The following is a 25,450-nucleotide window of genomic DNA, read 5'->3' as shown; positions in this document are numbered from 1 at the left end:
TAATGATGACCTTTAATTGGATCATCAACTAAAATTATTTCAAATAATTCAGAACCGTAAGTAAAATTACTTAGAAGACATAACGACAATACACTGATTATCATTGCTTTTTTTAGTAACTTCATCTTATTTTCCCCCTTTTCTAATTATTAACTTAATTATTGCACCTTTTTATGTTAAGTTATATATGTACTTATGCACTCTTTTGTAACAACTAATTAAAAGGGGTTGAAATGATGGATATTGGAAAAAACATTGAATTTATTCGAACAAAAATTGGCTATTCCCGGAAGTACATCGCGGAAAACATATGTGATGAATCAACTATCTATCGTATAGAAAAAGGTCTCCAAATCCCCAGGTTGGATATTTTGCAGAAAATATGTCACAAATTAAATGTCTCTCTTGACTATGTCCTGTCTCTTAATGACGAAAACACCTCCTATGTATATATAAATAAACTTAAAAAGTTATGCCGGGAATTTCTATATAAACAAGAATTTCAATCTATTCAATATTTAATCGAAGAAGCGGAGATATTTTCAGAAAATAATCCGAATATCTATGATAATGATTTCCGTCGCTTCATAGACTGGCAGAAAGCAATCCTCATTCATAAAATAAGCCAACAGCCCAATAAGGCAGAAAAACTCCTTAGTAAGTTACTTAACAATAAAATAATCAATGAACTTGATATTAATATTGCGAACTCACTGGCATTGGTTTTAATGGAATTGGATAAGAATCAAGACGCATATTATTTGTTAAAAGAAGGCATGAGAATTTTAAATAAACTTCCAGTGATAGAGGATACGTCTTTACATCCAAGAATATCCTATAACCTCACCTATCTTCATTATAATTGGGGAGAGTATGATCAGTGTATTGCTATTTGCCATCGATTAGAATACTATTTGACGTCAAATCACCTTCTATATTCCATGGGAGAGCTATATCACTTAATCGGTATTACATACGAAAAAAAGAAGGAACTGGACAGTTCCTATCATTATTTTGAGAAGGCTGCCTCCATTTTCTTGCTTGAAGACAAGATGTCATATTATATTCGCACAAGTTTAGCGTTAGCAGAAATCAGTTTTCAAATGAATAACGAGAAGGAAGGTAAGAAGACATTGGAGCGTGCAATAGAGAAAATTGATGAACTTAATGAAAACAATTTAATTGAACAATTTACAAATAAAGTTCAAATAATCAGAGAGCAATATTCCACTTCATTTCTTAATTAATTTTGAAATTTAAAAAGCTCAATTGTTATCCTTGAAAAGTAAATGTAATAACAATTGAGCTTTAATTACTAGAAGTAGAAGATAATTTCTTAATGAATTGATGAAAGGTTCCCTTCATCGGCATGAAGCATTATTCTATTAATAGCTTTTACCGTTTGAATGATATCATCGTCTGTGATATGCCTATGAATCACTGCTCGAATACGCCCATAACCCATTTCAGACAATATGACACCTTCTTCCCCTGCTAATGCAAGGAATTCTTTCCATGAGTATCTTGCTTTGTCCACATGAAAAATTACTATATTTGTTTCTACGTCATCTGGGTTTAGATGAATGCCAGGGATTTTCGATAACTCGTATGCCAACTGTTTTGCCTTACGGTGGTCATCACTCAATCTGCCAATCATTTGTTCCAATGCAACCAGGGCAGGTGCGGCCATAATTCCTACTTGGCGCATTCCACCGCCTAACATCTTACGAATTCTTCTGGCCTTTTTTATAAACTCACTGTTACCAGCAACCATCGAACCAATAGGAGCGGAAAGCCCCTTAGATAGACAAAACTGTACAGAATCCACATGTTTTGTAATTTCTTTTGCTTCCACTCCTAATGCGGTTGCTCCATTGAATAAACGTGCACCATCCAAATGAATTGGAACATTTTTCGCTAAACTGAACTCTCTTATGTCTTTCATATATTCGAGCGGTAACACTTTTCCACCGCAGCGATTATGCGTATTTTCTAAACAGATTAACTTAGGTAAAGCAAATTGAGGATCATCTTGATCTACTGGAAATGCTTTTTCTAAATCATTAACAGCTAATTGCCCATTTTGCTGTGTTTTAACCGGCTCATACATTATTCCACCACAGACAGAGGCGCCGCCTGCTTCATAAATATATATATCTGATTCGTCACCTACAATAGCTTTTGATCCTCTTGGACAATGCACCAGTATAGCTGCCAAATTTGCCATTGTTCCACTTGGCATAAAACAAGCAGCTTCCATACCAACAAGTTCTGCAGCAAAATTCTCCAAACGATTAACAGTTATATCCTTACCATAAACGTCATCACCTAATTCTGCAGTTCGTATGGAATCCATCATTTCCAAGGTAGGTAATGTAATCGTATCACTTAAATAATTCATAAATGTATACGCTCCTTTACTTCGACTTTTATTTGGTTTATTGCACTAGTTAGTTTCTTAGATAACTCCTCATGATCTGTACTGACTGCAATTATATGGCCAAATCTTCCATATGCATTCTTGATCTTCTCTACGTTCTCACCAATATCTATCCTGCATTTCACTTCTATTATTCCAGGTATTCTCATACCATCCAACCCAGTTATTTTAGCAACTTCTCCGGATTGATTTGACATTAAAAATCGAATTCCAGCAAACTGTTTCAAACTTGGCTCGAGGCTCGGTCCAATACCTGCGGCTGCTTTGATTTGTTCCTTTACTAAATCCAAGCCAGTTGCATAACTGATTAAAACCGGAATCATACCTCCTGCTAGCCTTCCGTTAAATTCTACTAAAAATATTTTATTATCTTTCATTTTAAACTCAATATGTGCTGGTCCTGTTTCCCACCCCAGGATATCCAAGATTTCCATTACACCGGTTTGAATCGTTTTTGAATAGCAGTCTATATCCGAAGCAGGAAAAATATGACCATTTTCTACAAAAAAGGGAGCACTTTCAACTGACTTTTCGGTTACTCCAACAATTTGATGTGAGCCCTTATAAGAGAAGGTCTCTACACTATACTCCTGCCCTTCAACAAGCTCCTCTATTAACACTGCCCTTATTTTTTCTTGATTCCTAACATTTGTTTCCATGCTTAGTAACTCTTTTACTTGTATTTTCATTGTTTCAAAGTTATCACACTGTAAAACCCCATTTGACCCACTATCATCTACCGGCTTGACAATGCAGGGAAACAGAATGTTTTCCTTCACTTCCGTTAAATCCTCTATTGATTCAATAATCAAATACTTAGGTTGGTAGAGGGCTTTACTCCATTTTAACAATTCCCGCACAGTTCCTTTATGACGTACATTTTTTATGACATTCGGATGATTTCCATTCAAATTGTATTTTTCCGTTAAAACAGATACGTTATAAATATAAAATTCACTAGTAGTAGTAATTCCTCTTATTTCTTCTGCTTTAAAATGATAATCAATCGTTTCTATCAGTTCAGATATATTGTTCGTATCACATATTATTATTTCACAACCCTGGTTGAATAAATCAGCATATCGACCTGGGTTGTTCGTTAAGAACACAGGCTGAAGGTTTAGTTCCTTAGCTCTCTGAATCGCAATCATACCAGTACCTGTTGTATTTGCTTCAATAAACAGCAATTTTTCCATCTAAACACTTTCCCTTCATAAAATCGATGTAAGACCACATATCCACATCTTCTATTTCCTTGATATGCGATGGATTATAATTTAAACATGCAGTATCAATGTTATATTTGTTCAAAAAATCCTCACTGTATATGGTATTAGCATATCGATCTCCACGATCAGGGAATATACATGCTATCACTGTATTCGAATTTTCAACTGTACTGATCCAATTCGCCACTGCATATACACTTCCAGAACTATTGCCTGCAAACACTTTTTCATGACGAGCTAATTTCCATGTCCAAGAAAAAGCTTCCTGATCATTTAACCAATGAACCTCATCAATTAAGGAATAATCCACATTCGGGGGATGGAGACTATTGCCTAACCCTCCCTGCAATCTTGCAGGCTGATCTGTTTGATGAAAAATGGTGCTTCCTACTGCATCCACAGCTACTACCTTAAGATGAGGATCATACGTCTTAAGTGCAGCAGCTGCACCGCACAACGAGCCGCCGCTCCCTACAGAGCCCACTAGGATATCAACCTTTCCTAATTCATGTATTAAATCCGCAGCAAGGCTTTCGTAAGCAAGTGGATTTTGCCTATTTTCATACTGGCGCGGCCAGTAAATATTTGGATTTTTTTCTATCATTTTATATACATAATCTAACCTGGCTTGCTGCCACCCTCCGTTTTGTCCCATCTCGCTAACGATATGAACCTTAGCTCCTAAGGCCTTCAACTTTGTATATGTCAATCGATCAATCCGTGGGTCCGTTACAATATTCACCTCATGTCCCAGATAAGTACCCACAAGTGTAATTCCCATTGCCAAGGTTCCAGAAGAACTCTCTACAATCGGTGCACCATCCTTCAGCTCACCTCTCTTTTTAGCTTCCATTATCATATTTTTTGCTACTCTATCTTTCATTCCAAAGGGATTATGCATTTCCAATTTGGCAAAAACTGAAGCTCTGCTCTCCTCTTGCAGCTTCAGTTTTATTAGTGATGTTTTTCCAATGGTATCAATCAACGATAAAGGCATATTCTTTTTAACCCCTTTCTTTAGACTGAATGAAATAGCTGAACAGGGTACCCAAGCTGCTTCATTTGTTTTAACCCTGTTTCAACTTTTTGCTTATAAGCTGGGTCATGATTGGAAATAAGAATTCCAATATACGTGCCACTATGAGCAGTGACAATCCCCAAGCCACTTATCTGTTTGCAAATTTCCAACATGGGGTGAAGCGTCTTTTTAGGCAATAATTTTTGATTTAACATCGTACTTCTAGTTGTCACTTCTCCGAGCAATTCCAAATTATCTTCTTTAATAGCTAAAATGGCTTTATCTAATAACTCCTGATATTTTAGTTTATCTGTATCAGTAAACGGTTTTTCTATTTGATTAAAATTAATTGTATCAACTTCACCTGTTTCATCTAATGCAAGAACTGTTAGAGAAGGACAATTACCAACACACTCTCTGAGCTTTACCTCCCTCTGATAATAAACAACTACACCTGGATACATGATGCCGTCTGATGGTTCGATTTCTCTCAAGAAACCTTCCAGCAAAGTGACTGATATATTAATCCCAAAACAATCTTCAATAGCCTTGGATGTTGCGATCATGTCAGCACTAGAACTAGCTAATCCTTTTCCTTGCTGAATACCGCTTGTTAAATTAAGAAATCCGCCAATTGGTTTTTCAAAAAAATTCAGAATTTTTACCGCCAGCTGATAGGACTTGTATTTGTTAGATGGATATACTATTAATTCATCATTTTCTGGTATAGAGATAAACTCACATTCGGAAAATTGCTTGATAGGAAATGTAACTAGAAAGTCTTTATTATTAGGCAGCACACCTTGCAAGAGTTCGCCAAAGGTTCCATGAGATTTTCCAATTCCTTTTCGAATATTTGCAGCTTGTTCTTTTACATAAGTTTCAATCATAGACATCACTCCCTTTTATCTGGCCAACTATTCAATTTAGTTAATGCGGAGTGAACACTGCCTGCCATATCACTGAAATCTGCTTCAAGTTTAGCTGCAAAGTCGATCTGTTTTGAAGTTATTTCTTTAACAGAATCAGGATTGGAGGAACCGACTGATTTCTTTCTTCTCGACTCATTCTCACTGTTAAATAAATCCTTCAATTCTTTCTCGATTAAATGATTTTTATAACCATATTCCAAACAGATAGTATTCAGTAATTCAATTGAGAGATCAACTGGCTGTACGTCTAATTTGATTGACGCAGTAATAAATTCTCCTGCAATTACTTGAGACTGGCGATAAGGAATTCCATTTCTTATCGTCAATTGATTAGCTAAAGAAAATCCTCCAATAAATTCAGCATCGCATCGTTCTTTCATCCTCTCAGGAACAAAAGAAATATTATCAAATATAAGCATTAATAAATCTATCAACCGGTTCGTTTCATGAAAAAGCAATGGCAGGTCTTTGCTGGATTCCTTTGACACTTCAACAAGATTTGAAAAAGGTGTGTTTCTTTGTCCCATTAAAAAACCAATATAATAGTTAATTAAGTAGCCCGTTTTTCCTCTAGCTCTTTCCAAAATAGGATAATTTCGCTTTTGAGGCATAGAAGACGAAATTCCCGATAATTCATCCGGAAAGTCAATATATCGATATTCACTGCTTCCCCAATTTAATAAATCGGATAAGAATCTGCTCATATTGGAAGCGAAATAGGATACTGTCTCTCCAATACTTAAAAGCCAATCACGGGAGGCTACTCCTACTAAAGCATGTCCGACATAACCCTGAAATCCGAGTTTTTTCGCCATCAGGTTATTATCAACCTTTAACTCCTGTCCAGACATCGAACCTGATCCGAGAGGGCAGCGTCCATTTATAAAATCCAATGTTAACAGCATTTTTCTAATCGTTTCTAAAATATGAGCATGAATCGCAGTCAAATAAAAAGATACATTTATTACCTGAGCCGACTGATAGTGTGTGTACCCCAGCATGAGTGTTGATGGATATTCATCAATTTTTCTTATGATGACTTTTGATAAGTCCAGCATTTTTTGAATCAATTCCATCCAATTTTCCCTTCCGTACATGAGTTGTGCACAAGCCTGAAAATCATTTCTGCTTCTGTCTAAATGCCAGAATGGGACAGGTTCTTTTACCTTTTCTTTCACTGCCTTCTCAATAGTAAATGCAATATCAGTAAGGTTTTCTTTTGAAGCTATATGCAACTCCTCTTTATCTAAATTGTTGATTGCTTTTGCAATAGCCTCTGCTTCAGATGCAGATAAAATGTTCATCTGTTCATACATTAGCAATAAAACTTTTTCAATCGCTAAATAATGACTCAAGTAATTATCCAATTCAAATTTAAATTGAGGATACAATACGGTATTCGTATATGATTCATGTGGCGGTTTCTTTAACCTGCCTGTTAATTGTTCCACCATGTTCTCAGCTCCCTTTTAAAAACATTGCTATTTTTCGGCCCAAATCCTTTACATGCGGATCATCCATTATATTGTTATGATGCCCAGTAATGCTGACAGCTTTAACTTGCTCTGTCGTACGTTCCTGCCAATCCAACGGGTTTACCAGCTCATGGAAATGTTCAAAACTCTTTTCCAAGCAGTGAAAAACAATTAACTCCTTATCAATCGGCACCGTACAAGTATAATGATCACTCGCAATATTATTGCAAGCCATGACATGGATGATTCGCTTCACTTCCTCAATCCCTGCATTCACTGGTAAGATACCCTTCTTTTTTGCTGCATCCAACACAATGCGAAACTCCTCTATCTCTGATTTATTCTCAAATACTTCACTCTCAATACCTAAACTTTTCGCCCAGACCAGGATTGGTTTTTCAGGATTTTTTAGTTGATAAGAACCATCAAATGGATGAGCATCTAATAATCCAATGAAGGAAACATCTTCTCCTGCTTTTCGCAGTATTTTTGCCATTTCAAAGGCAATAGTTCCGCCCATGGACCACCCAGCTATACGATAAGGACCTTTACTTTGAATCTTTTTAATCTCTTCTACATAGCGTTTTGCCATCAAAGGTATACTAGTATACGGCTCTTCATTTTGATCATACCCAGCAGATTGAATCCCATATATTGGTATGTCCATATTTAGATGTTTCGTTAAAGGCAAGTAGCAAAGAACACCTCCGCCACCGGGATGAATAAAGAATAACGGTTGTTCAGATGAATTAGAATGTTTCAATGGCACAATAATTCTGCTCGTATCTATCACTTTATTACCACTCAAGTAATTTGCTAATGTACGAATCGTTCTATACTGAAAAATTGCTGTAATCGGGACTTCATACTGATGTTTTTTTCTGATATAACCTATTAATTCGATGACCTTAATACTATGACCACCAAGGTCAAAGAAGTCATCTTCTACTCCAATATCCTCTAAATCGAGCACCTCTCTCCATAGGTTCATTAATTCTATTTCCAGTAAAGTATTCGGTATTTGTTTGTCCCTGGAGAGCAAATCATTATGTTCAAAAGGAAGCTGATGCATATCCACCTTCCCATGTTTAGTAAGAGGAAGTTCTTCCATCCATACAATGGCATTGGGTACCATATAATATGGAAGCTGATTACTTAAGCGACTTTTAATCTCATTTGCTGTAACTGTCGAACGCTTATGTTTAACTAGAAAAGCAAATAGCTTTTTATCGTTATTTATTGCCTTTACTTGAACTGCAGCAGCTCGTATCTCTGGATAACTCAGGATTAATTGCTTCACTTCATCTGGCTCGATGCGAAATCCTCTAATCTTTACCTGAGAATCTTTCCGGGATATAAAAATAAATTCTCCATTATCTAACCGTTTCACTAAATCACCAGTTCTATAATAACGTTCAGTTTTACCGGTATTCGCTAAGTCCAAATCCAAAAAAGAATATTCATTTAGTGTTGGATTATTTATATATCCCGTTGATAAACCTGCCCCTCCTATATAAAGTTCTCCAGCGACACCATTAGGCACGAGTTCCTGACTTTCATCCAGTACTACTAATTGATAATTTCGAAAGGGCTTGCCAATTGGTGTAATTGGATGATGATCATCCAATTTACAACGATAATAGGTACTTGCAACACTTGATTCTGATGGACCGTATAAATTAATTAACGGAATTCTGGAAGGCATGGCTTGATAAAACTTTCGAACCAGCTCTCTGTTAAGCTTTTCTCCTCCAGTAAATACATACTGAAGCATTTTTGTTTCAGTAAAGCCAGGGATTTCCAGCAGCTTCTCTAATAAACCGTGTAATATTTGTGCCCTAGTGATTTTTTGTTCACTGATTATATGTGCCAAATACTCAACATCAAATTGTTTATCTAGTTCAGTTAATACAAGTGTAGTTCCTGATAACAGTGAACCAAATATTTCTGTAGTAGATGGATCAAACGTATAATTGATATTTTGAAGGACTCTCTCATTCTCCATATAAGGAAACTCTTGCATCATATTCTCAAGATGATTGATTAGCGAAGCATGACTGGTTTTAAGCCCCTTTGGTTTCCCTGTAGTACCAGATGTATAAATTACATAGGCTCCAAGCTCGTTGGAATGAATATCAATAGATATATTGGGTTTAACAACACTATATGAAAGAGAATCTTTCACGTTTATAACCGGAAATTTGTTTATTTCTTTTCTGCTATCCTTATCAGTTATTAGTAAAGCTGCACCTGCATCTCTAAGAATAAACTCTGTTCTTTCGTCTGGATTTCCGGGATCAATTGGTATATAACTGCAGCCAGCTTTTAAAATACCAAGAAGTGCTGCAATTTGTGCATTGGACCGTTTAATCTGAACTCCAATAATTGAATTACTAGATATCCCTTCGCTAAGTAATTGATTCGCAATTTGGTTTGCCCTGCTGTTCAATTGGTTGTAAGTCCATTCACTATCCTTATCGATAAGTGCACAATGATGCCTGCTCATTTTAACTTGTTGTTCAAATAATTCATGGACAAACTTAAGACTTGTTGGGTATGTTGCTTTTTTAAAAGATAGTAATTCCTCTTTCTCTATCTTTGATAGCATGTTTAACTGCTTAATCGGTTTGTTCGAATCTTTTAATATCTCCTCTAATAAAACAAGATAATGCCTTATCATTCTGTGAATCGTTTCTGATTGAAAAAGATCTGGGTTATACTCTATTTCTCCATATCCTTCTTCTTCACTGCAATTCAGATAGAGAACGAAATCAAACTTAGAGCTTTGCGTATTTATTCTCTCTGTCTCGATTTCAATTCCCAGTGAGTTAGAAGTCTGCAGTTGGTCATTTAATGTAAACATGACTTGAAAGAATGGATGGGTATTAGCATTTCTTTCGGGCTTTAAATCTTTTACAATTTTTTCAAAAGGAATTTCCGAGTTTTCATGTACTTGAAAAAAGTTTTTAATTAACCTTTTTAGAAAGTTATCGAATGTGCTATAAGGCATAATCTTCGATCGAATGGGTAACGTATTAACAAAAAATCCGATTAACTTTTGAGTGAATTCTTCACTGCGATTAGAGACTGGTGAGCCTACTATAATATCTTTTTGTCCAGAGTATTTATAAAGAAGCACATTAAATACTGCTAAGAAAAATGAATATAAAGTCGATGCACTAGAACGTGTATAAGTACGGCTTTTTATAACCAAATCATCAGGTATTTTAAATTTAATATTATCTCCCTTATAGGTTTGTTGTGTTGGCCTGCGGTAGTCGGTTGGCAGATCTAGAGCAGGTGGAGCGTTTTGTAAATAACGCTTCCAGAATTGCATCTTTCTTCTCTGATTCTTTCCCTCCAGCAATTCCCTTTCCCAATTTGCATAATCTGCATACTGCAGCTCCAAGGGCTCCAATTCAATTTCATTTCCATTTTCCAACATCGTGTAAATAGATATTATTTCTTGTTTTAAGAGGTCAACAGACCAAGCATCAAATATAATGTGATGAACGTTCATTAATAGATAGCAGCAGTTTTCCTCCATGTTAATCAGTTCAAATCGAATTAAAGGTCCTTTCTCTAAATCAAAGGGTTCAAGGGCAAATTCTTTTAAATACTTTTCGAATCCTGCATCTTTCTCTATTTCTTTTTTTTCTTTTAAAATAAATGAAAAGTTAGTGTTGTGAAGGGAAACTCGCTGTTTCGGTTTCCCCTTCACTTCACATATCGTTGTACGAAGAACCTCATGGCGCTCTACAATATGCATCAAGGTTTTTCTTAATGTTTCAGGATGAACAGAACCTTTTATTTTTAGGATAAAAGGAATATTATAGGTAGGACTTCGAGGAACCATTTGTTCAAAAAACCAAATACGTTCCTGGGCATAGGACATTGGCAATATATATACTTCATCTTCAATAGAAGAAATACTCATACAATCAACACCTCACGTTCTCTTTGTACTTTGGATAATTCTCTTTACTTTACGGATTGCTGGACGTTGTTTTGTCTTACTTTCTTTTTCAATAGATGCTGCCAAACTGGAAATCGTCGGGTTTAAAAATACAGCCATTAGACTAATCTCTCTCCCCGTTTTCTCCTTAATCATGGCAAGCATCTTTACGATCAGAAGAGAATGTCCGCCTAATTCAAAGAAATTATCCGTACTTTTAATTTCATCAATGGATAAAACCTTCTTCCATATCTCCCTTAATTGGATTTCAATCGGCGATACGACTGGATATGCCAGATTACTTGCCTTAGGTTTTAATGAAGATAATTTCTTTTTGTCTACTTTTCCATTTTTAGTGACAGGAATATGTGAAACTGTAATAAAGCTAGCTGGGATTATCGCCATTGGTAATTCCTTTAATAGCTCCATACGAATTTCCTTTTCACTCATCGGTTCGTCTTCGAATACCACGTAAGCAGACAATTGGGTATCCTCATTGATTGCTTTGCTTATGATATAGCTCTCTTTTACATTTTTAATTCGATTTACGGCTGAAATGATTTCATTTTTATTAATACGAACTCCCCTTAATTTTAGTTGATCATCGTTTCTTCCTAAAATTTGAATATTTCCATCCGGTAAATATCTGCCAAGATCTCCTGTACGATAACCCAAGTCGTCAGAAATTATATTCTTAGTAAAAAGAGAACCTTGCTGCAGATAACCTATGGAATGGTATGGAGTTCGTACAATAATCTCCCCTGTTTCCCCTACTCCACAAATTCTATTCTGGTTGTTTAAGATATAAATCTGTGTATCTGGTAATGGTTTACCAAGTGGAATCGTCTCATATTGATTAGACTTATTTACCCGTTGATATGCTTTAGCTAATGTTGTCTCGGTCTGTCCATATAAACTAATAACTTCCGCCGGACTAATATCTTGCCAAATTTCTACAACTTTGTTCGGCAATGGTTCTCCAGCAAAAAACATATAACGTAATTCTTTTAAATAGTAATCTTTTTCTCCTTCAGCCATCCACGTTCTTGCCAGTGATGCTACAGTATGAAGCGCTGTAATTTTTTTCTCTTGAAGAAACGTAATGACTTCTTCTCCCTTCTTCGGTATACAAATGGTTGCTCCACTTGTTAATGGTAAAAATATATCCCTAAGGTAGACATCGAATGTGACATTGGTTAGTTGTGCAAATCTATCTTTGCTACTAATACCAAACTCTGTTCGCTGCCATTCAAGAAAGTGGGATAGGCCATTATGAGAACCTAATACCGCCTTTGACTCTCCTGTCGTTCCAGAGGTAAAAAAGATATATGCAGCTCTTTTATCGCTTAATTTATTTGCAGTATGATCAGCAATTTCTTTTGTTTTATTCTGTTGTAGATACTCGTGATGGCTGCATACAGGAACTTCTAACTGTTCTACAATCGAAAGATGATCCGAGATAAGCGTTTGTGTAGCTAAAATAAGTTTTGTATTAGACTGTTTCAGCATTTTTTTCATCCCGTTTGCAGGTACACCTTCATCAATAGTCAGAAAAACGGCATCTGCAAATAATACGCCTAATATAGCAGCAATTGTCTTATAACTTCTATTTCCATAAACTGCAACTACATCACCTGGCTGAATTCCGATACTCACCAGATTCTTAGCAATCCTGTGATAATCCTGCCCCAATTCCTGGTAAGTAAATGCTCGTTCCCCTTCCTCGACTACAAGTTGTTCTGGATAGTCTTTTACAATATTTTCGATTGTTTCAGTAACTCTCGGGTAAGCAATCTCTTCTAATGGAGCCTGTGGATCAGGAAGAGATTTATGAATCTCTTTTGTTACTAAGTCCATCTCTCCTAATTGCAGATCTTGATTTTTTATAATCTGATCTAACAAATGGAGATACTGATTCAAAAATTCCTTCATTCTTTCCTCAGAAAATAAGTTGTTCCGGTAAGATAGATTCATTTGAAATCCAGCATGCGTGTCTTTAATATATAGCGTAATTAAAAACTTCGATTCTATTTCCTCTACTTCCAGTTCCTTTAGTCCATATTCTCCAAGTCTATATTCTTTCTCATCTCCGTAACTTTGATAGTTAATCAACACATCAAATAGAGGGTTCCTATTTAGATTTCGCTCCGGTTGAATCTTCTCGACGATTTTTTCAAAAGGAATGTCTTGATTATCGAATGCATCAAGCACAACTTCTTTGACGCTTTCTAAATAATCACCAAACGTATTCTTCTTATCTGCATTGATTCGTAAAGGCAATGTGTTTAAGAACATACCTACTGCAGATTCCAATTCAGATATTTTTCGATTTACAAGTGGGGTTCCTATAACTACATCACTTTGTTGAGACAACCTTGACAATAGAATAGAATAAGCACCCAAAAACGTCATAAATGGAGTATATTTTCTTTCTTTACTAAACAACCTCACTTGTTCAGACTTATGTTTAGATAAGGAATACTTAATCGTAATGTTCTTTTTCTTTTGGTTCTCCTGCCAATTATCCTGTGGCAGCTGCAATAAAGGAAGTTCGCCTCCCATTTGTCTCATCCAGTATGAAAGCTGCCGTTTAAATTCTGTTGTATTGGCGAATTTTTGTTGATAAACCGCATAATCCGGATACTGGACAGGGTCTTCAGAAAGCTTCTCATCATTATACAAATTCACTAATTCTTCTTTAAGAATATTTAAAGACCAGCCATCACAAATAATGTGATGGAAAATCATTACTAACACGTCATTTGAAGTTCTTTTTATTAACTTCGCTTTAAATAATGGTCCCTTCGAAAGATCAAATTCATTTCTCGCCTCTCGTTGGATAATACTTTGTATATCATCATTGATTGCATGGTCTACTTCTAATTCAAATGCTAATTGACCATGCACAATTTGACTTGGAGTTCCAAGATGATTAGAAAAAGTCGTACGTAAGGCTTCATGTCTCATCATTAATCGAATGATTGTATTCTCCATTTTTTCACTATCAATGGAACCTTTTATTTCGAGTACGAGTGACATGTTATATTCCGTTCCTTTATTCAGATTATCTAAAAACCAGATTCTCCTTTGTGCATCTGATAAAGGAATACTTTTAGACTTATCTATTTTCTCAAAAGGCGTAATTGATAAAATTTGTTCCTCCTGCTGATGTAACAGTTCACTCATTAAAGCTATTGTTGGATTATCAAATAATGCTTTTACGGATATAGATGTTACAAACTCTTTGTTGATAGCAGATATTATTTGTACTGCTAATAAGGAATGCCCGCCTAACTCAAAGAAGTTGTCATGTATTCCTATTTGATTAAGCTTTAACTGTTTTTTCCAAATCGACAGTACCCTTTCCTCAATGCTATTAGTCGGTTTTGAAAAGTTTGAACTAAGGATCAGATCTTCTTCCGTTGGTTTTGGTAAGCTTTTACGGTCCAGCTTTCCATTTGAATTTAAAGGAATTGTTTCAAGTTCCATATAGAAGCTAGGAACCATATATCCAGGAAGTTCTTTACCAAGCTTATTTTTAATGGTATCCTTGTTTACTTCATTATCCTTTGTATAGTAAGCTACCAGTTGAGAGTCAGATTCATACTTTGTCAGCAAGACTACAGCTTCTTTTATTCCATTGATTTCTCTTATGCGATTTTCAATTTCTCCAAGTTCCACGCGCATGCCACGTATTTTTATTTGATTATCTTCTCTTCCAATAAACATGATATTTCCATCACTTGACAGGTATCCTCTGTCTCCGGTCTTGTACATACGTTCATTTTTGAAAAAAGGATCTGCAATGAAGGAAGCACGTGTTTTCTCAGAATCATTTAAATAACCCCTGGCAAGTCCAATTCCAGCAATATATAAATCTCCCGGCACACCAATTGGGACTGCTTTTTCATATTCATCTAATACATAGATTCTGTTATTATCAATAGGTTTACCAACAGATATAATTTGGGAACCTGTTGCAGTCAATTTGTCAGGACTGCACTTATAGCATGTGGAATCAATTGATACTTCCGTAGCTCCCCATGAATTATAGAGTGTACCTGGCATAGTTGTATAAAAATCATTTACTAAATCTGCTGTCAGAGCCTCACCACTTGATACGACAACCCTTAAATTAGTCATATTTCTCTTCTGTTCTGCGGTAATATAACTCGTCACCAGCTTCAGCATACTTGGAACAAATTGTAAGACGGATACCTTATACTGAATGGCGTAATTTATTATTTCATTCGGGTCTTTATGTGTTTCAGGCGGGATGAGTGCAATCTTTCCACCTACCATTAATGGCCAGAAAAATTCAACAGCTGCATCATCAAACGTTAACGTAGTTTTTTGTAAAACAGTTTCCTTTTCTTTTAATCGATGTGTATTCTGCATCCAGCACATCCTATTCACCCAACCCTGGTGGGTACTGCTTACTCCTTTTGGATTACCTGTGGATCCAGATGTATAGTAAACAGATACCAAGTTTAATGGTGACAAGTGCACATTTGGTTTCGTCGATGAATAGTTATCCAATCCTTCCAAGTCGCTGGAATGAATCTTGTTAATCTTTTTATGCTGAAAAGATAACTGCTGGTCGGTAACACATAGCAAGGCTTCAGCATTAAGTAAGATATTTTCTGCACGATTAACTGGTGTGCCAACTTCAATCGGCAGATAAGCCCCTCCTGCTTTAAGAATACCGAGCATAGATACGACTAAATTTAATGACCTCTCTATCATAATTCCAACTGGTGTGTCTGGAACAACACCTTTTTCTATTAGAAAATGCGCCAATTGATTTGATTTTTCATCAAGCTGTTTATAAGTTAATATTTCACCTTCATATTCTGCTGCAATATTATCAGGAGTCTTTTTAACTTGTTCCTCAAATAATTCATGTAAACATACGCTGGGAAAGTCTCTCGCAGTTTCATTCCATTTATAAATCAGATCACTCTCTTCCACCGCAGTTAAAATTGGCAGCTTTTCAATCTGTGCTTCAGGCTGTGCATTAACTGATTTTAATAATTGCTGGAATACCTTAGTAAAACTGTCAATGATTGATTGATTAAAGACGTCTTTTCGATATTCCCACTTTCCAGTTAATTTCTCATCATCCATCTCAATAAATAGTGATAAATCAAATTTTGAAGTACCATTATTTATTGAAGTTGGGCCTTCTATTGTTAAGTTGCCAATCTCCCTTTCTGATTTCGGGAAATTTTGAAAAACGAACATATATTGAAATAATGGATTATGGTTTGCCACACGATTCGGTTGAACTGCCTCAACTACTTTTTCAAAAGGCACTTCTCCATTTGATAATGCATCGAGTACAGTTTGTTTAACTTCTGCAAGAAAGTCCTTAAATGTTAATCCCTTTTCCAGGTTATTATGAATCGTAAGCGTGTTAATAAACATACCAATTACATTTTCAAATTCTTCCTCATTTCTTCCTGCAATTGGTATCCCCACCGATAAATCCGTTTCATTGGACATTCGATAAATAAATAACTTGTACAACGCAAGCATCCCCATAAAAAGGGTTGCTCCTTTACCTTTACAGTAACGTTCAAATTGCTTTATATCCGCATCATTAAAGTCAAACAGGAGAGCTTCTCCTTCGCAGCCGCTCGGACTTCTTTCTTTTTGTTCTTGAGATAATTTTATATTTGCTGTATTTCCATCCAGTTTTTCCTTCCAATAATCTAATTGCTTCGAATAACTTTTGGATTCCATAAATTCTTTTTGATGCTTAATATAATCTTCATATTGCGCAAAATTCAAGTTAATATTTTCTCTAGAGCCATCTGTTTTTCGGTGGTAGCAACGTAATAAATTATTTATAAATACGGACTCGGACCACCCATCAAAAATAATATGATGGAAATTATAATAAAAACGATAATGATGCTTTGACAGCTTATAAATATGAAACCTAAATAAATGATCATGCGCCAAATCAAAGGGAATGGCAGCATCTTTCCTAATTTCCTTCATTGCTATTTTTTTGGCTTGTATCAAATTATGTTCCGATATATTAAAATATCGTAATTCAGATTTTTTAGCAGAATCTCGATAGATATATGGTTTACCAGATTCTGATTTAAAATTACATTGCAAAATACTATTTTGTTCAATCATAAAATCTAAGCTCTCTTTAAAAGCATCTATATTTATACTTCCTTTTAAATCCACATAACCCGGAATATTGTATAGTGAACTTAAACCTTCTAACTCATTAATAAACCACATTCTATTTTGCGTATAGGATAATTCACTTTTTATTTCTACATCTCTATCAATGTAATTTTCATATTCATACTGGCTAGAAGAACAATCAATATAATTAGATAATGTTTTTATTGTTGGGTTTTTGAAAACATCATTTAAGGTAAGTTCGGTGCTGAATTTCTTTTTCAGCCGTGCAACTAATCTTGCTGCTAAAATAGAGTTGCCGCCAACATATAGAAATGGTTCATCCAATCCTATATTGTCTCTGCCTAATAACTCGCTCCAGACTTCGCTGACTGCATTTTCCGTTTCAGTAACTGGCTCACTTGACTCCTCTCGTTTTTTCTGACTTTCCATCGGATTAGGTAATTGTTTTCGATCTATTTTCCCGTTATTAGATAAAGGGAACTCCTTTATTTTCACAATGAAGGATGGAAGCATATATTCAGGTAAATGCTCTTTCAGCGCATTTCTCAGTTCTGTTTCATCCCACCATTCCTCATTTTCAATAGTTACATATGCCACAAGGTACTGGTTCTCACCTTCATTCACTCCACAAACAATACATTCCTTAATGTTAGGTTGCTTTTCAAATGTATACTCTATCTCGGTTAACTCGATACGGTTTCCTCTTAACTTTACTTGGAAATCATTTCTTCCAATGTATTCAAGTGCCCCATCTGGACGATATCGACAAATGTCACCAGTTTTATATAATATTTCGTTTTCATCTAAAGGATTTACAATAAATACTTCCTCTGTTAATGCTTGCTGGTTAAAATATCCTTTACCTGGAGCAATTCCGCCAATATAGAGTTCTCCTGCTTCAAGCGGCTTTACTGTATTTAACTGTTCATCCATCACATATAGATTAATATTACTAATCGGGTAGCCTATTGGTACCCTGCTTTCCTCTTTAGAACCGGTGCATTCCCAAAAGGTTACACTGATTGACGCCTCAGAGGGACCGTATAAATTATATAGTCCTACTTCTTTTGTTTTCGAGAAAAATTGAAGTTCTGTTGTTTTCTTTAATGGTTCTCCTCCACAAATCACTCTTTTAAGAGGAAGTGATTCGTCCTTCGGGATGAAATCCAAAAAAAGCTGGAGCATAGACGGCACAAAGTGGATTGTCGTTATTTGATACTTTTTTATCGTTTCCAGAATATATTCTGGATCTTTATGTCCTTGTGGCTTTGCCATAACAATGGCTGCACCTGAGATTAATGGCCAAAAGAATTCCCAGACAGAGACATCAAAGGTATAAGGTGTTTTTTGTAACAACCTATCCTCCGACGTTAATTTAAATTGTTTTTGCATCCATTGAATCCGGTTATTCAATCCTCTGTGCCTATTTATTACACCCTTTGGTTTACCAGTTGTTCCTGAAGTAAAAATAATGTACATACTATCGTTTTGATTTATTGCCACATTAGGATTTTCTACATTTGCAGCATGCCATCGTTCACTTTGATCAATTAGTATCGGCCTTCCCGCATCACCCATTTCAAAATGGGGCTGGTTATCTGTTGTGCAAATAACAAATGGAGAGTCCAAGGATTGAAGAATTAAATGTATTCTTTGGCTAGGATGAGTAGGCTCTATTGGCACATAGACACCACCAGCTTTTAAAATCCCTAATAATGCGATGACCATTTCTATCGATCTCTCAAGAAATACCGCTACAGGCTCTTCTTTTTGCAGACCATGTGCTAATAGATAGTTTGCCAATCTATTTGCTTTTTCATTTAATTGGCTATAGGTAAGACTAACATCTTCATAAATAACTGAAGTATTGTTCGGATTTTTCTCTACTTCTCTTTCAAAGAGCTCATGAATGCAGAGATTGCTATGCGGAAATTGAACTGTATTACCTTTCAAAACATTTACTAATTTGGTTTCCACTTTATTACTCCCCCATATCCCATTTTTTATTATTAATTCTGCTGTATGATTACATTTTCTTAACGAATGAATGAACACTTTTCTTACTTACAGCGAGAGCAACTATCATTATCAATCCAAAAAAAGAAATACACTTTTTACCTTCCATATCACAACAAAATCTGACTTCGATTCTACATTCCGCATTTTGCTTCTGCATCGGTAATTTCCGCAGTATTTTTTCTTTCTTGCATCGCATTTTATGGGACTCTTTCAGTATTTAGCGCAATATTCTTTATTCACTATTGTATTTTGTCAAGATCTTTAGTACTTTGAAATTCATTCTAATGGAACATAATTTAAAGGATTGTGATGGTGAATAATTGCATGAGGATAAAAACCGTAAATACTCAATTGTTCGATCAGGAAGTACATCTTTGGGTGATTGATTTAGTTAATCATCCGATTCCTGTAAATCAAAAAACATTGTCAAAAGAGGAATTAGAGCGTGCGAATAGATTCAAGTTTAGTGAACATAGAAGATCTTACCTTCTATGTCGATATGCCCTTCGATGTCTATTAGGGTTTTACTTAAATATGAAACCAGAAGAAGTAGAATTCGAATATAATCCATTTGGAAAACCATCTCTCAAAGCAAATAAATACAGAGATCAAATCCATTTTAACCTCTCGCATTGTAAAAATATGGGATGTATTGCTATTACGAAAAATAGCACGATAGGGGTAGATGTGGAAAAGATAGAGTCCGCTCGGATAGATATGATTTCTTCTTTTATGACGAAAGAAGAGATCGCCTCATTTAGCTTATTCCAATCAAATAAAGAAATAGCCCTTTATCATTTATGGGTTCAAAAAGAAGCAGTTCTTAAAGCAATAGGAACAGGACTTCAAACACCGCCAACAGATTTGCAGGGGATTGTTACATCCCAGGTCAACCTCAGAAATGAAATAATACATAACTTTTATGTAAATACATTTCATTTTCCACCAAATTTGTTAGCTGTCAGTACGTTATCTAAAGTAAATGTTAAATTTCTTCTGTTGGAAAATTTATTAGAAACATATACTTAAGAGTTTTCATATACTTTTTTATTTCAAAGCCGGTTATCCTCTTGCACCATAGAAGTTTTTAATCAGCAATCGTGATGACCCTTGCGGTAATTACGGATTCTTACTAGACTAGCCAGCATTATACTAAACATAAAATTTATTCTAGAGACTGTTATTGAATGATAATAATTGCGGGGATTATTACCAATAAATAAACTACTCTATCAGAATAATAATCATTTCGAGAGGAGGATAACGTATGTACTGGAAAGACAAAGTAGTAGTTATTACAGGAGGCTCAAAGAGTCTAGGCAAGCAAATTACAAAGCACTTTGCAGAAATGGGGGCACAGGTAACCTTTGGATATCGTTCTTCAAGTGAAGAGGCTGAACAAACACTACAAGAATTGAAAAGAGCTACAAGAAATGAAAATATTGACTACAAAAAGATTGATGTTATAAACCGTGATAGTGTCCAAAAAGCATTTAAAGAAATCTTTGAAGAAAAAGGGACAATAGATGTCTTAATAAATAACGCGGGAATCAGTAACGCTGGGGCATTGCTTCCAACTACACCACTTGATCAATGGGACGAAATTATAGAGACAAATATAACTGGAGTCATTAATTGTATTCATGCAGTTTCGCTACATATGTTAATGGAGAAAAAAGGATCCATTGTTAACATATCATCTTTAGCTGGACTGGTAGGGATGGACAGATTAAGTGTATACGGTGCAAGTAAAGCCGGGGTAATTGGTTTAACAAGAGCTCTTGGAAAGGAATATGGGCCCTACAATGTCAGAGTAAATGCAATAGCACCAGGATACATTGAGGAAACAGGAATGGTGCATCGAATCCCCGAACAAACCATGGATGAATACCAAAAGAAAATTGCTATGAAACGTTTAGGGTCGCCAAAGGATATCGCTGAGGCTGCTTCTTTCTTAGCTTCAGAGAAAGCTCGTTACATTACTGGCCAAACTTTAGTAGTAGACGGCGGCCTCATGTAGCAATTAAATAAGGAGGGAATGTAATGAAAACAGCAGTGTTGTTTCCACCATTAATGAAATTAAAAAAGAAAAGTTATAACGACTTTTATGAAGAATTTATCGAAGTCAGAAATAAATTTGAAGAAGCTAGCGATATTTTAGGGTTCAATTTAGCTGAGCAGTTTTATTCTGATGATGAGGATGTAATTAATCATGGTGTCGTTGCAAGATGTGGCACGGTAACAATCTGTTCAGCTGTTCATGATATGATCAGGGACTCTCTTCCTAAACCAGATTATTATTTGGGACCAAGTTTAGGTCTTATCAATGCTATTCATTGCAGTGGCAGAATGTCATTTTCAGACACACTCCGCATGATAAAAGCAATGGTCGATATTGAAACAAGTGAATTTCCGGATAACAAATACGGTGTCTACTTTTTTTATAATATTGATACAAATTTACTATTAGAATATATGAAAGAGTTTAGAGAACAAGGCGGAGTTTTGGAACCGATTATGTTTGGTAATTCTACTCAAATGATTGTGAATGGTGATTATGCCAGCTTAGAGAAATTAAGTACAAAAGCGGCTAAACATGGAGGATTGGGCGTTATTGTTCCTTATGGTCCCCCCTCACATTGCAGACTTCTTGAAAATGTAGCACAGAGGTTCAAGAAAGAATATGCTCCTTTCTTAAATTTTAATGAGGTAAATAATATTCCTTTAGTAAGCAATGTCACAGCTGATGAAATCTCTTCCCCGGATGAATTAAGGCACGAATTATTTCAGCAATATACCCTACCTGTCCAATGGTACGAATCATTAAAATATATTTATAGTCAGGGGGTGACAGAGGTAACAGTAATAGGGCCTGGCCAATTTATTACAAAGTCTTTAAAATTCACGGATATACCTTTTCAGTCAGAACATTTGTTAGCTGCTAATGACATTAAAAGTAAATTGGTTTCCTTATGAAGTTAAGTTTTCATTCTTGACGCATTTATAAACTTTACGGATTATTATTTAGTTAATTTTAAAACATACAACAATCATATCTCTATTAGGAGATGATAGGAAAATTAGTATTTGTAACCAGTAAGTTAACTGATTATTATGTTTAGTTTAAATATAATTATTAATCGAAAGGAGCTAGGATAGGATATGGTTAATTTACTTGAAGTAGAACGCAGAGTAAAAAGCTCAACTGGATTGACGACACCTATCAACATTCAAGGGATTGGATTTAATGTACCAAATAGGGTAGTAACAAATGCAGAAGTAGTTAAAGATTTAGATACAACAGATGAATGGATCCAAGCGAAAACTGGAATTAAAGAGAGGAGATTTTTAGAGGACTCTTATGTTACTTCAGATTTATGTTTAGATGCCTGTGTAGAAGCTCTTACCGACGCGGGAATAACTGCGGAAGATGTCGATGTTATTATTCTATCAACGGTTACCCCAGATAAAAGCCTGCCTTCGACTGCAATGGTACTCAAGGAAAAGTTAGGGGCTTCAAAAGCTTTGCCGTTTGATTTAAATCAAGTTGCTTGCGCTGGGGGAATCTATTCCATTTATTTAGGGGCACACTTATTACAGAATAAAAATATAAACAATGTATTGGTTGTAGGAGCAGAGATTCTATCAAGATACACTGATCCTAGTGACCGTTCAACTAGAGTATTTTTTGGAGATGCAGCCGGAGCAATTGTACTGCAAAAAACAATGGATGGATATGGATTATTATCCTTTGATTTGAAAAACGAACTAAATGATGCGGTAGAAATTCCAGGCGGTGGAACAGAATCTTTACGTTCGTTTAATAAAGAAGCAGAGAATTTATTTATAAAAATGAACGGCAGGGAAGTTTGGAATGTCGCTACAAAAGCAATCCCTTCATCTATTCAAGATGTCGTTCATGCAGCTGGGTTAACGATTGAGGAAATTGACCATTTTATTATTCATCAGGCGAATCTAAATATTATTAAAGAAGCTCTAGATGTTTTAGATGTACCTTTCGAAAAAACTACCATCACCGTGCAGGACTATGGAAACACTGGATCTGCAACAATCTTTTCAAGTCTTTATAAAGCAATGAAAGAGAGAAAAATCTCAGATAATGATTACATTGTTTTCTCCGCAATAGGAGCAGGTTTTTTATGGGGTTCACTTTGTTTTAAATATATTAATAATTAAGAAGAGGAGAGTGTGTTTATGATTACTAGAATTAAAGAAAAGTACTTGCAGCTTTTTCAAATATCTATTCCTGTTGAGGAATTAGATAATGATGCAGATTTATTTGGACCTGAATCACCGTTTGGATTGGACTCTATGGATGTCTTAATGTTTATTAATGAACTGAAAGAGGAATTCGGCTTAGAATATAACCAAATTAATACGGATGCATTTAAGACAATTAATAATATAGTAGAGTTCATTGAATCACAAAAAGGTATAGAATCTAAAAATAGTATCAAATAATTATATAGTGGTGAGGCTTTAGTAAGCCTCACCACTATATTCATGCATTCCCTGTTATATCTTATAGGCTATCTTCATTCACCCGCACTGTTACTCCTTTTTCCGAATAATACGTTTTCTATACTAATTGAAGTTCATAGGCTTTCCTTTCACCATCCGGACTAGAATCAACAAAAATTCTGCCGCGATATTCAAAACCAAACTTTTGAACCAATCCTTGTGTCCGCAGGTTTTTCTCATGAGTGTCTACCCTGAGGCTCCGAAATCCTTTATTATAGGCTAAGCTAATTAAATTTGAAAAGAAATAATTAGCAAGATGCATCCCTCTGAAATGAGTAGAAATAGCAATCCGGTGAATCGTTGCGTAAGAAGTACCGGCATTTTTCCATGAACCATCAAAAATTACTTCATAATTTGGATCAGGTTCCGTCAGTAAGGCTGAGGTGCCTCCAATTTGACCGTCAACAATTAATAGATAACAATAGCCTTTTTCTATGTCATCCAGAATTGTTTGCTCATTAGGATTTCCATTTTGCCATTGCTTGCTGCCATCAGCCTTTAGTAGTTGTTTTGCATGATTAATGATGCTCATTATACTTCTTAAGTCATCTTTCATAGCTTTTCTAATATAAATTGTGCTCATTTTTTCTCCTCTATTTATGGTTCGCCAATTATAACCAATGTTTTATACTTCATATTTTAACCAACTATAATTTAACATAAAATCTATGGATTCACCCAACAGATAAATAAATTTTACAATGCACCGTTCACTTGGTTCACATCTATTCTATCTATAAGATTAACTTTAAATTTTAATATTTCACATTGTAATATGGGCCAGCTCCCGCATCTACTGGTAAAGATAATATCTCACTAACAGTTACAAATTGATAGCCTTCATTAATGAGTGTCATTAATAATTCAGGTAAAGCATCTGCTGTTGCCTGATGGATATCGTGCATTAAAACAATTGCGCCGGGAGTAATACTGTTCAGAACTTCTTCATTTATCATTTTAGCATTTCTTGACTTCCAGTCCAAGGAATCGACGGACCATAAAATAAGAGAGTTTCCCAATGCTGCGGCTGTTTCTTTAACACGCTCATCGAATATACCATAAGGTGGCCGTGTTATGGTCGGATACTGTCCACTCGCTTCTTCTATTTTTCTAGCAGAGGCAGAAATCTCTTCTTCAATACGATATGTATCTAAGTTAGCTAAATTTTGATGTAAATTTGTGTGGTTTCCGATTTCATGACCTGCCAAAGCAACTTTCTCAGCCATTAAGGGATTCGCTGCTGCTTGACTGCCAAGCATGAAAAAGGTAGCTTTAACATCATGCTCCTTTAGAGCCTCCAGTACTTGAGGAGTAACCTTTGAATGAGGTCCATCATCAAAGGTAAGTGCAATATACTTTCCATTCCGCTCCAAACTATCTACAACTTCCGGTTCCTTTTGTTCGAGTAACTGTTTGTCATCTCGTACCGTTTCTTTCAACTCATGATTTACCCCCTTTTTCAATGTCGACACAGTTTGTGAACTACCGCCTATCGGTCTGGCAAATAGTAAAGAAAAGGTTACCGCAATCAATATAATTAATACCCAGCCTGGCCAACGAATTCTCCTAATCATTTTTGTGCTTTCCTTTCCAGCAGGCTACTAGCAGAGCTAATAGCCTAACCTGCATAATACTATTATTTGCCACGTTATTATAAATATGATTACAGTGC

At 35.5% G+C, this 25,450-nt stretch carries 15 protein-coding genes; 6 read left to right on the top strand and 9 right to left on the bottom strand.

The genetic code is table 11. From position 1 onward, the window contains the following. Positions 1-236: 236 nt before the first annotated feature. On the top strand, positions 237-1,247 hold the full coding sequence (locus NST93_RS18035) for a helix-turn-helix domain-containing protein (RefSeq protein WP_405099451.1): 1,011 nt from the start codon (positions 237-239) through the stop codon (positions 1,245-1,247). Between the two features lie 89 nt (positions 1,248-1,336). On the opposite strand, the gene NST93_RS18030 is transcribed toward NST93_RS18035, so the two are convergent. The 7 genes from NST93_RS18030 to NST93_RS18000 are packed head-to-tail and all read right to left on the bottom strand — an operon-like array spanning position 1,337 to position 19,194. Beyond that, positions 1,337-2,401 carry a GntG family PLP-dependent aldolase gene (locus tag NST93_RS18030; protein WP_405099449.1) on the bottom strand — a complete coding sequence of 355 codons (1,065 nt, stop codon included), beginning with the start codon at positions 2,399-2,401 and terminating at the stop codon, positions 1,337-1,339. Continuing rightward, a complete protein-coding gene (locus NST93_RS18025) occupies positions 2,398-3,636 on the bottom strand; it encodes an ATP-grasp domain-containing protein (protein ID WP_405099447.1) in 1,239 nt (412 codons plus the stop codon). Before NST93_RS18025 ends, NST93_RS18030 begins: the two co-directional genes overlap by 4 nt. Continuing rightward, positions 3,614-4,666 carry a cysteine synthase family protein gene (locus NST93_RS18020; RefSeq protein WP_405099445.1) on the bottom strand — a complete coding sequence of 351 codons (1,053 nt, stop codon included), beginning with the start codon at positions 4,664-4,666 and terminating at the stop codon, positions 3,614-3,616. The genes NST93_RS18025 and NST93_RS18020 overlap by 23 nt, the downstream gene beginning before the upstream one ends. Positions 4,667-4,686: 20 nt before the next feature. Further along, the gene (locus NST93_RS18015) at positions 4,687-5,577 is read right to left on the bottom strand and encodes a kinase (protein ID WP_405099443.1); all 891 of its coding nucleotides are present in this window, start codon (positions 5,575-5,577) and stop codon (positions 4,687-4,689) included. Positions 5,578-5,582: 5 nt separating this feature from the next. After that, complete coding sequence (locus tag NST93_RS18010) at positions 5,583-7,073, bottom strand: argininosuccinate lyase (RefSeq protein ID WP_405099441.1); 1,491 nt, start codon at positions 7,071-7,073, stop codon at positions 5,583-5,585. A gap of 4 nt (positions 7,074-7,077) precedes the next feature. Next, positions 7,078-11,031 carry a non-ribosomal peptide synthetase gene (locus NST93_RS18005; RefSeq protein ID WP_405099439.1) on the bottom strand — a complete coding sequence of 1,318 codons (3,954 nt, stop codon included), beginning with the start codon at positions 11,029-11,031 and terminating at the stop codon, positions 7,078-7,080. A gap of 12 nt (positions 11,032-11,043) precedes the next feature. Next, a complete protein-coding gene (locus tag NST93_RS18000; protein WP_405099437.1) occupies positions 11,044-19,194 on the bottom strand; it encodes an amino acid adenylation domain-containing protein in 8,151 nt (2,716 codons plus the stop codon). Positions 19,195-19,614: 420 nt separating this feature from the next. On the opposite strand from NST93_RS18000, the gene NST93_RS17995 reads away from it, so the two are divergent. The 5 genes from NST93_RS17995 (at position 19,615) to NST93_RS17975 (ending at position 23,718) form a co-directional block, all read left to right on the top strand. Continuing rightward, entirely contained in the window at positions 19,615-20,265 is a 651-nt protein-coding gene (locus NST93_RS17995) for a 4'-phosphopantetheinyl transferase family protein (protein WP_405099435.1), read from the top strand. A 238-nt stretch (positions 20,266-20,503) separates the two neighbouring features. Continuing rightward, the gene (locus NST93_RS17990; RefSeq protein ID WP_405099433.1) at positions 20,504-21,256 is read left to right on the top strand and encodes an SDR family NAD(P)-dependent oxidoreductase; all 753 of its coding nucleotides are present in this window, start codon (positions 20,504-20,506) and stop codon (positions 21,254-21,256) included. Between the two features lie 23 nt (positions 21,257-21,279). Then, positions 21,280-22,212: an ACP S-malonyltransferase gene (locus tag NST93_RS17985; protein ID WP_405099431.1), complete on the top strand. Its 933-nt coding sequence runs from the start codon at positions 21,280-21,282 to the stop codon at positions 22,210-22,212. Between the two features lie 186 nt (positions 22,213-22,398). Next, a complete protein-coding gene (locus NST93_RS17980) occupies positions 22,399-23,433 on the top strand; it encodes a 3-oxoacyl-ACP synthase III family protein (protein WP_405099429.1) in 1,035 nt (344 codons plus the stop codon). A gap of 18 nt (positions 23,434-23,451) precedes the next feature. Next, positions 23,452-23,718 (top strand): acyl carrier protein, encoded by a 267-nt coding sequence (locus tag NST93_RS17975; RefSeq protein WP_405099427.1) that lies wholly within the window; start codon positions 23,452-23,454, stop codon positions 23,716-23,718. Positions 23,719-23,836: 118 nt separating this feature from the next. Here NST93_RS17975 and NST93_RS17970 read toward each other — a convergent pair whose 3' ends face one another. Further along, on the bottom strand, positions 23,837-24,361 hold the full coding sequence (locus NST93_RS17970; RefSeq protein WP_405099425.1) for a GNAT family N-acetyltransferase: 525 nt from the start codon (positions 24,359-24,361) through the stop codon (positions 23,837-23,839). A 172-nt stretch (positions 24,362-24,533) separates the two neighbouring features. Next, complete coding sequence (locus NST93_RS17965; RefSeq protein ID WP_405099424.1) at positions 24,534-25,352, bottom strand: polysaccharide deacetylase family protein; 819 nt, start codon at positions 25,350-25,352, stop codon at positions 24,534-24,536. Positions 25,353-25,450 lie beyond the last annotated feature (98 nt).

This window comes from Oceanobacillus sp. FSL H7-0719 (genome assembly GCF_045040795.1).
Lineage (GTDB): Bacteria > Bacillota > Bacilli > Bacillales > Amphibacillaceae > Oceanobacillus.
The sequence above is the reverse complement of the archived record's forward strand: the minus strand, read 5'-3'. Positions and strand labels throughout refer to the sequence as shown.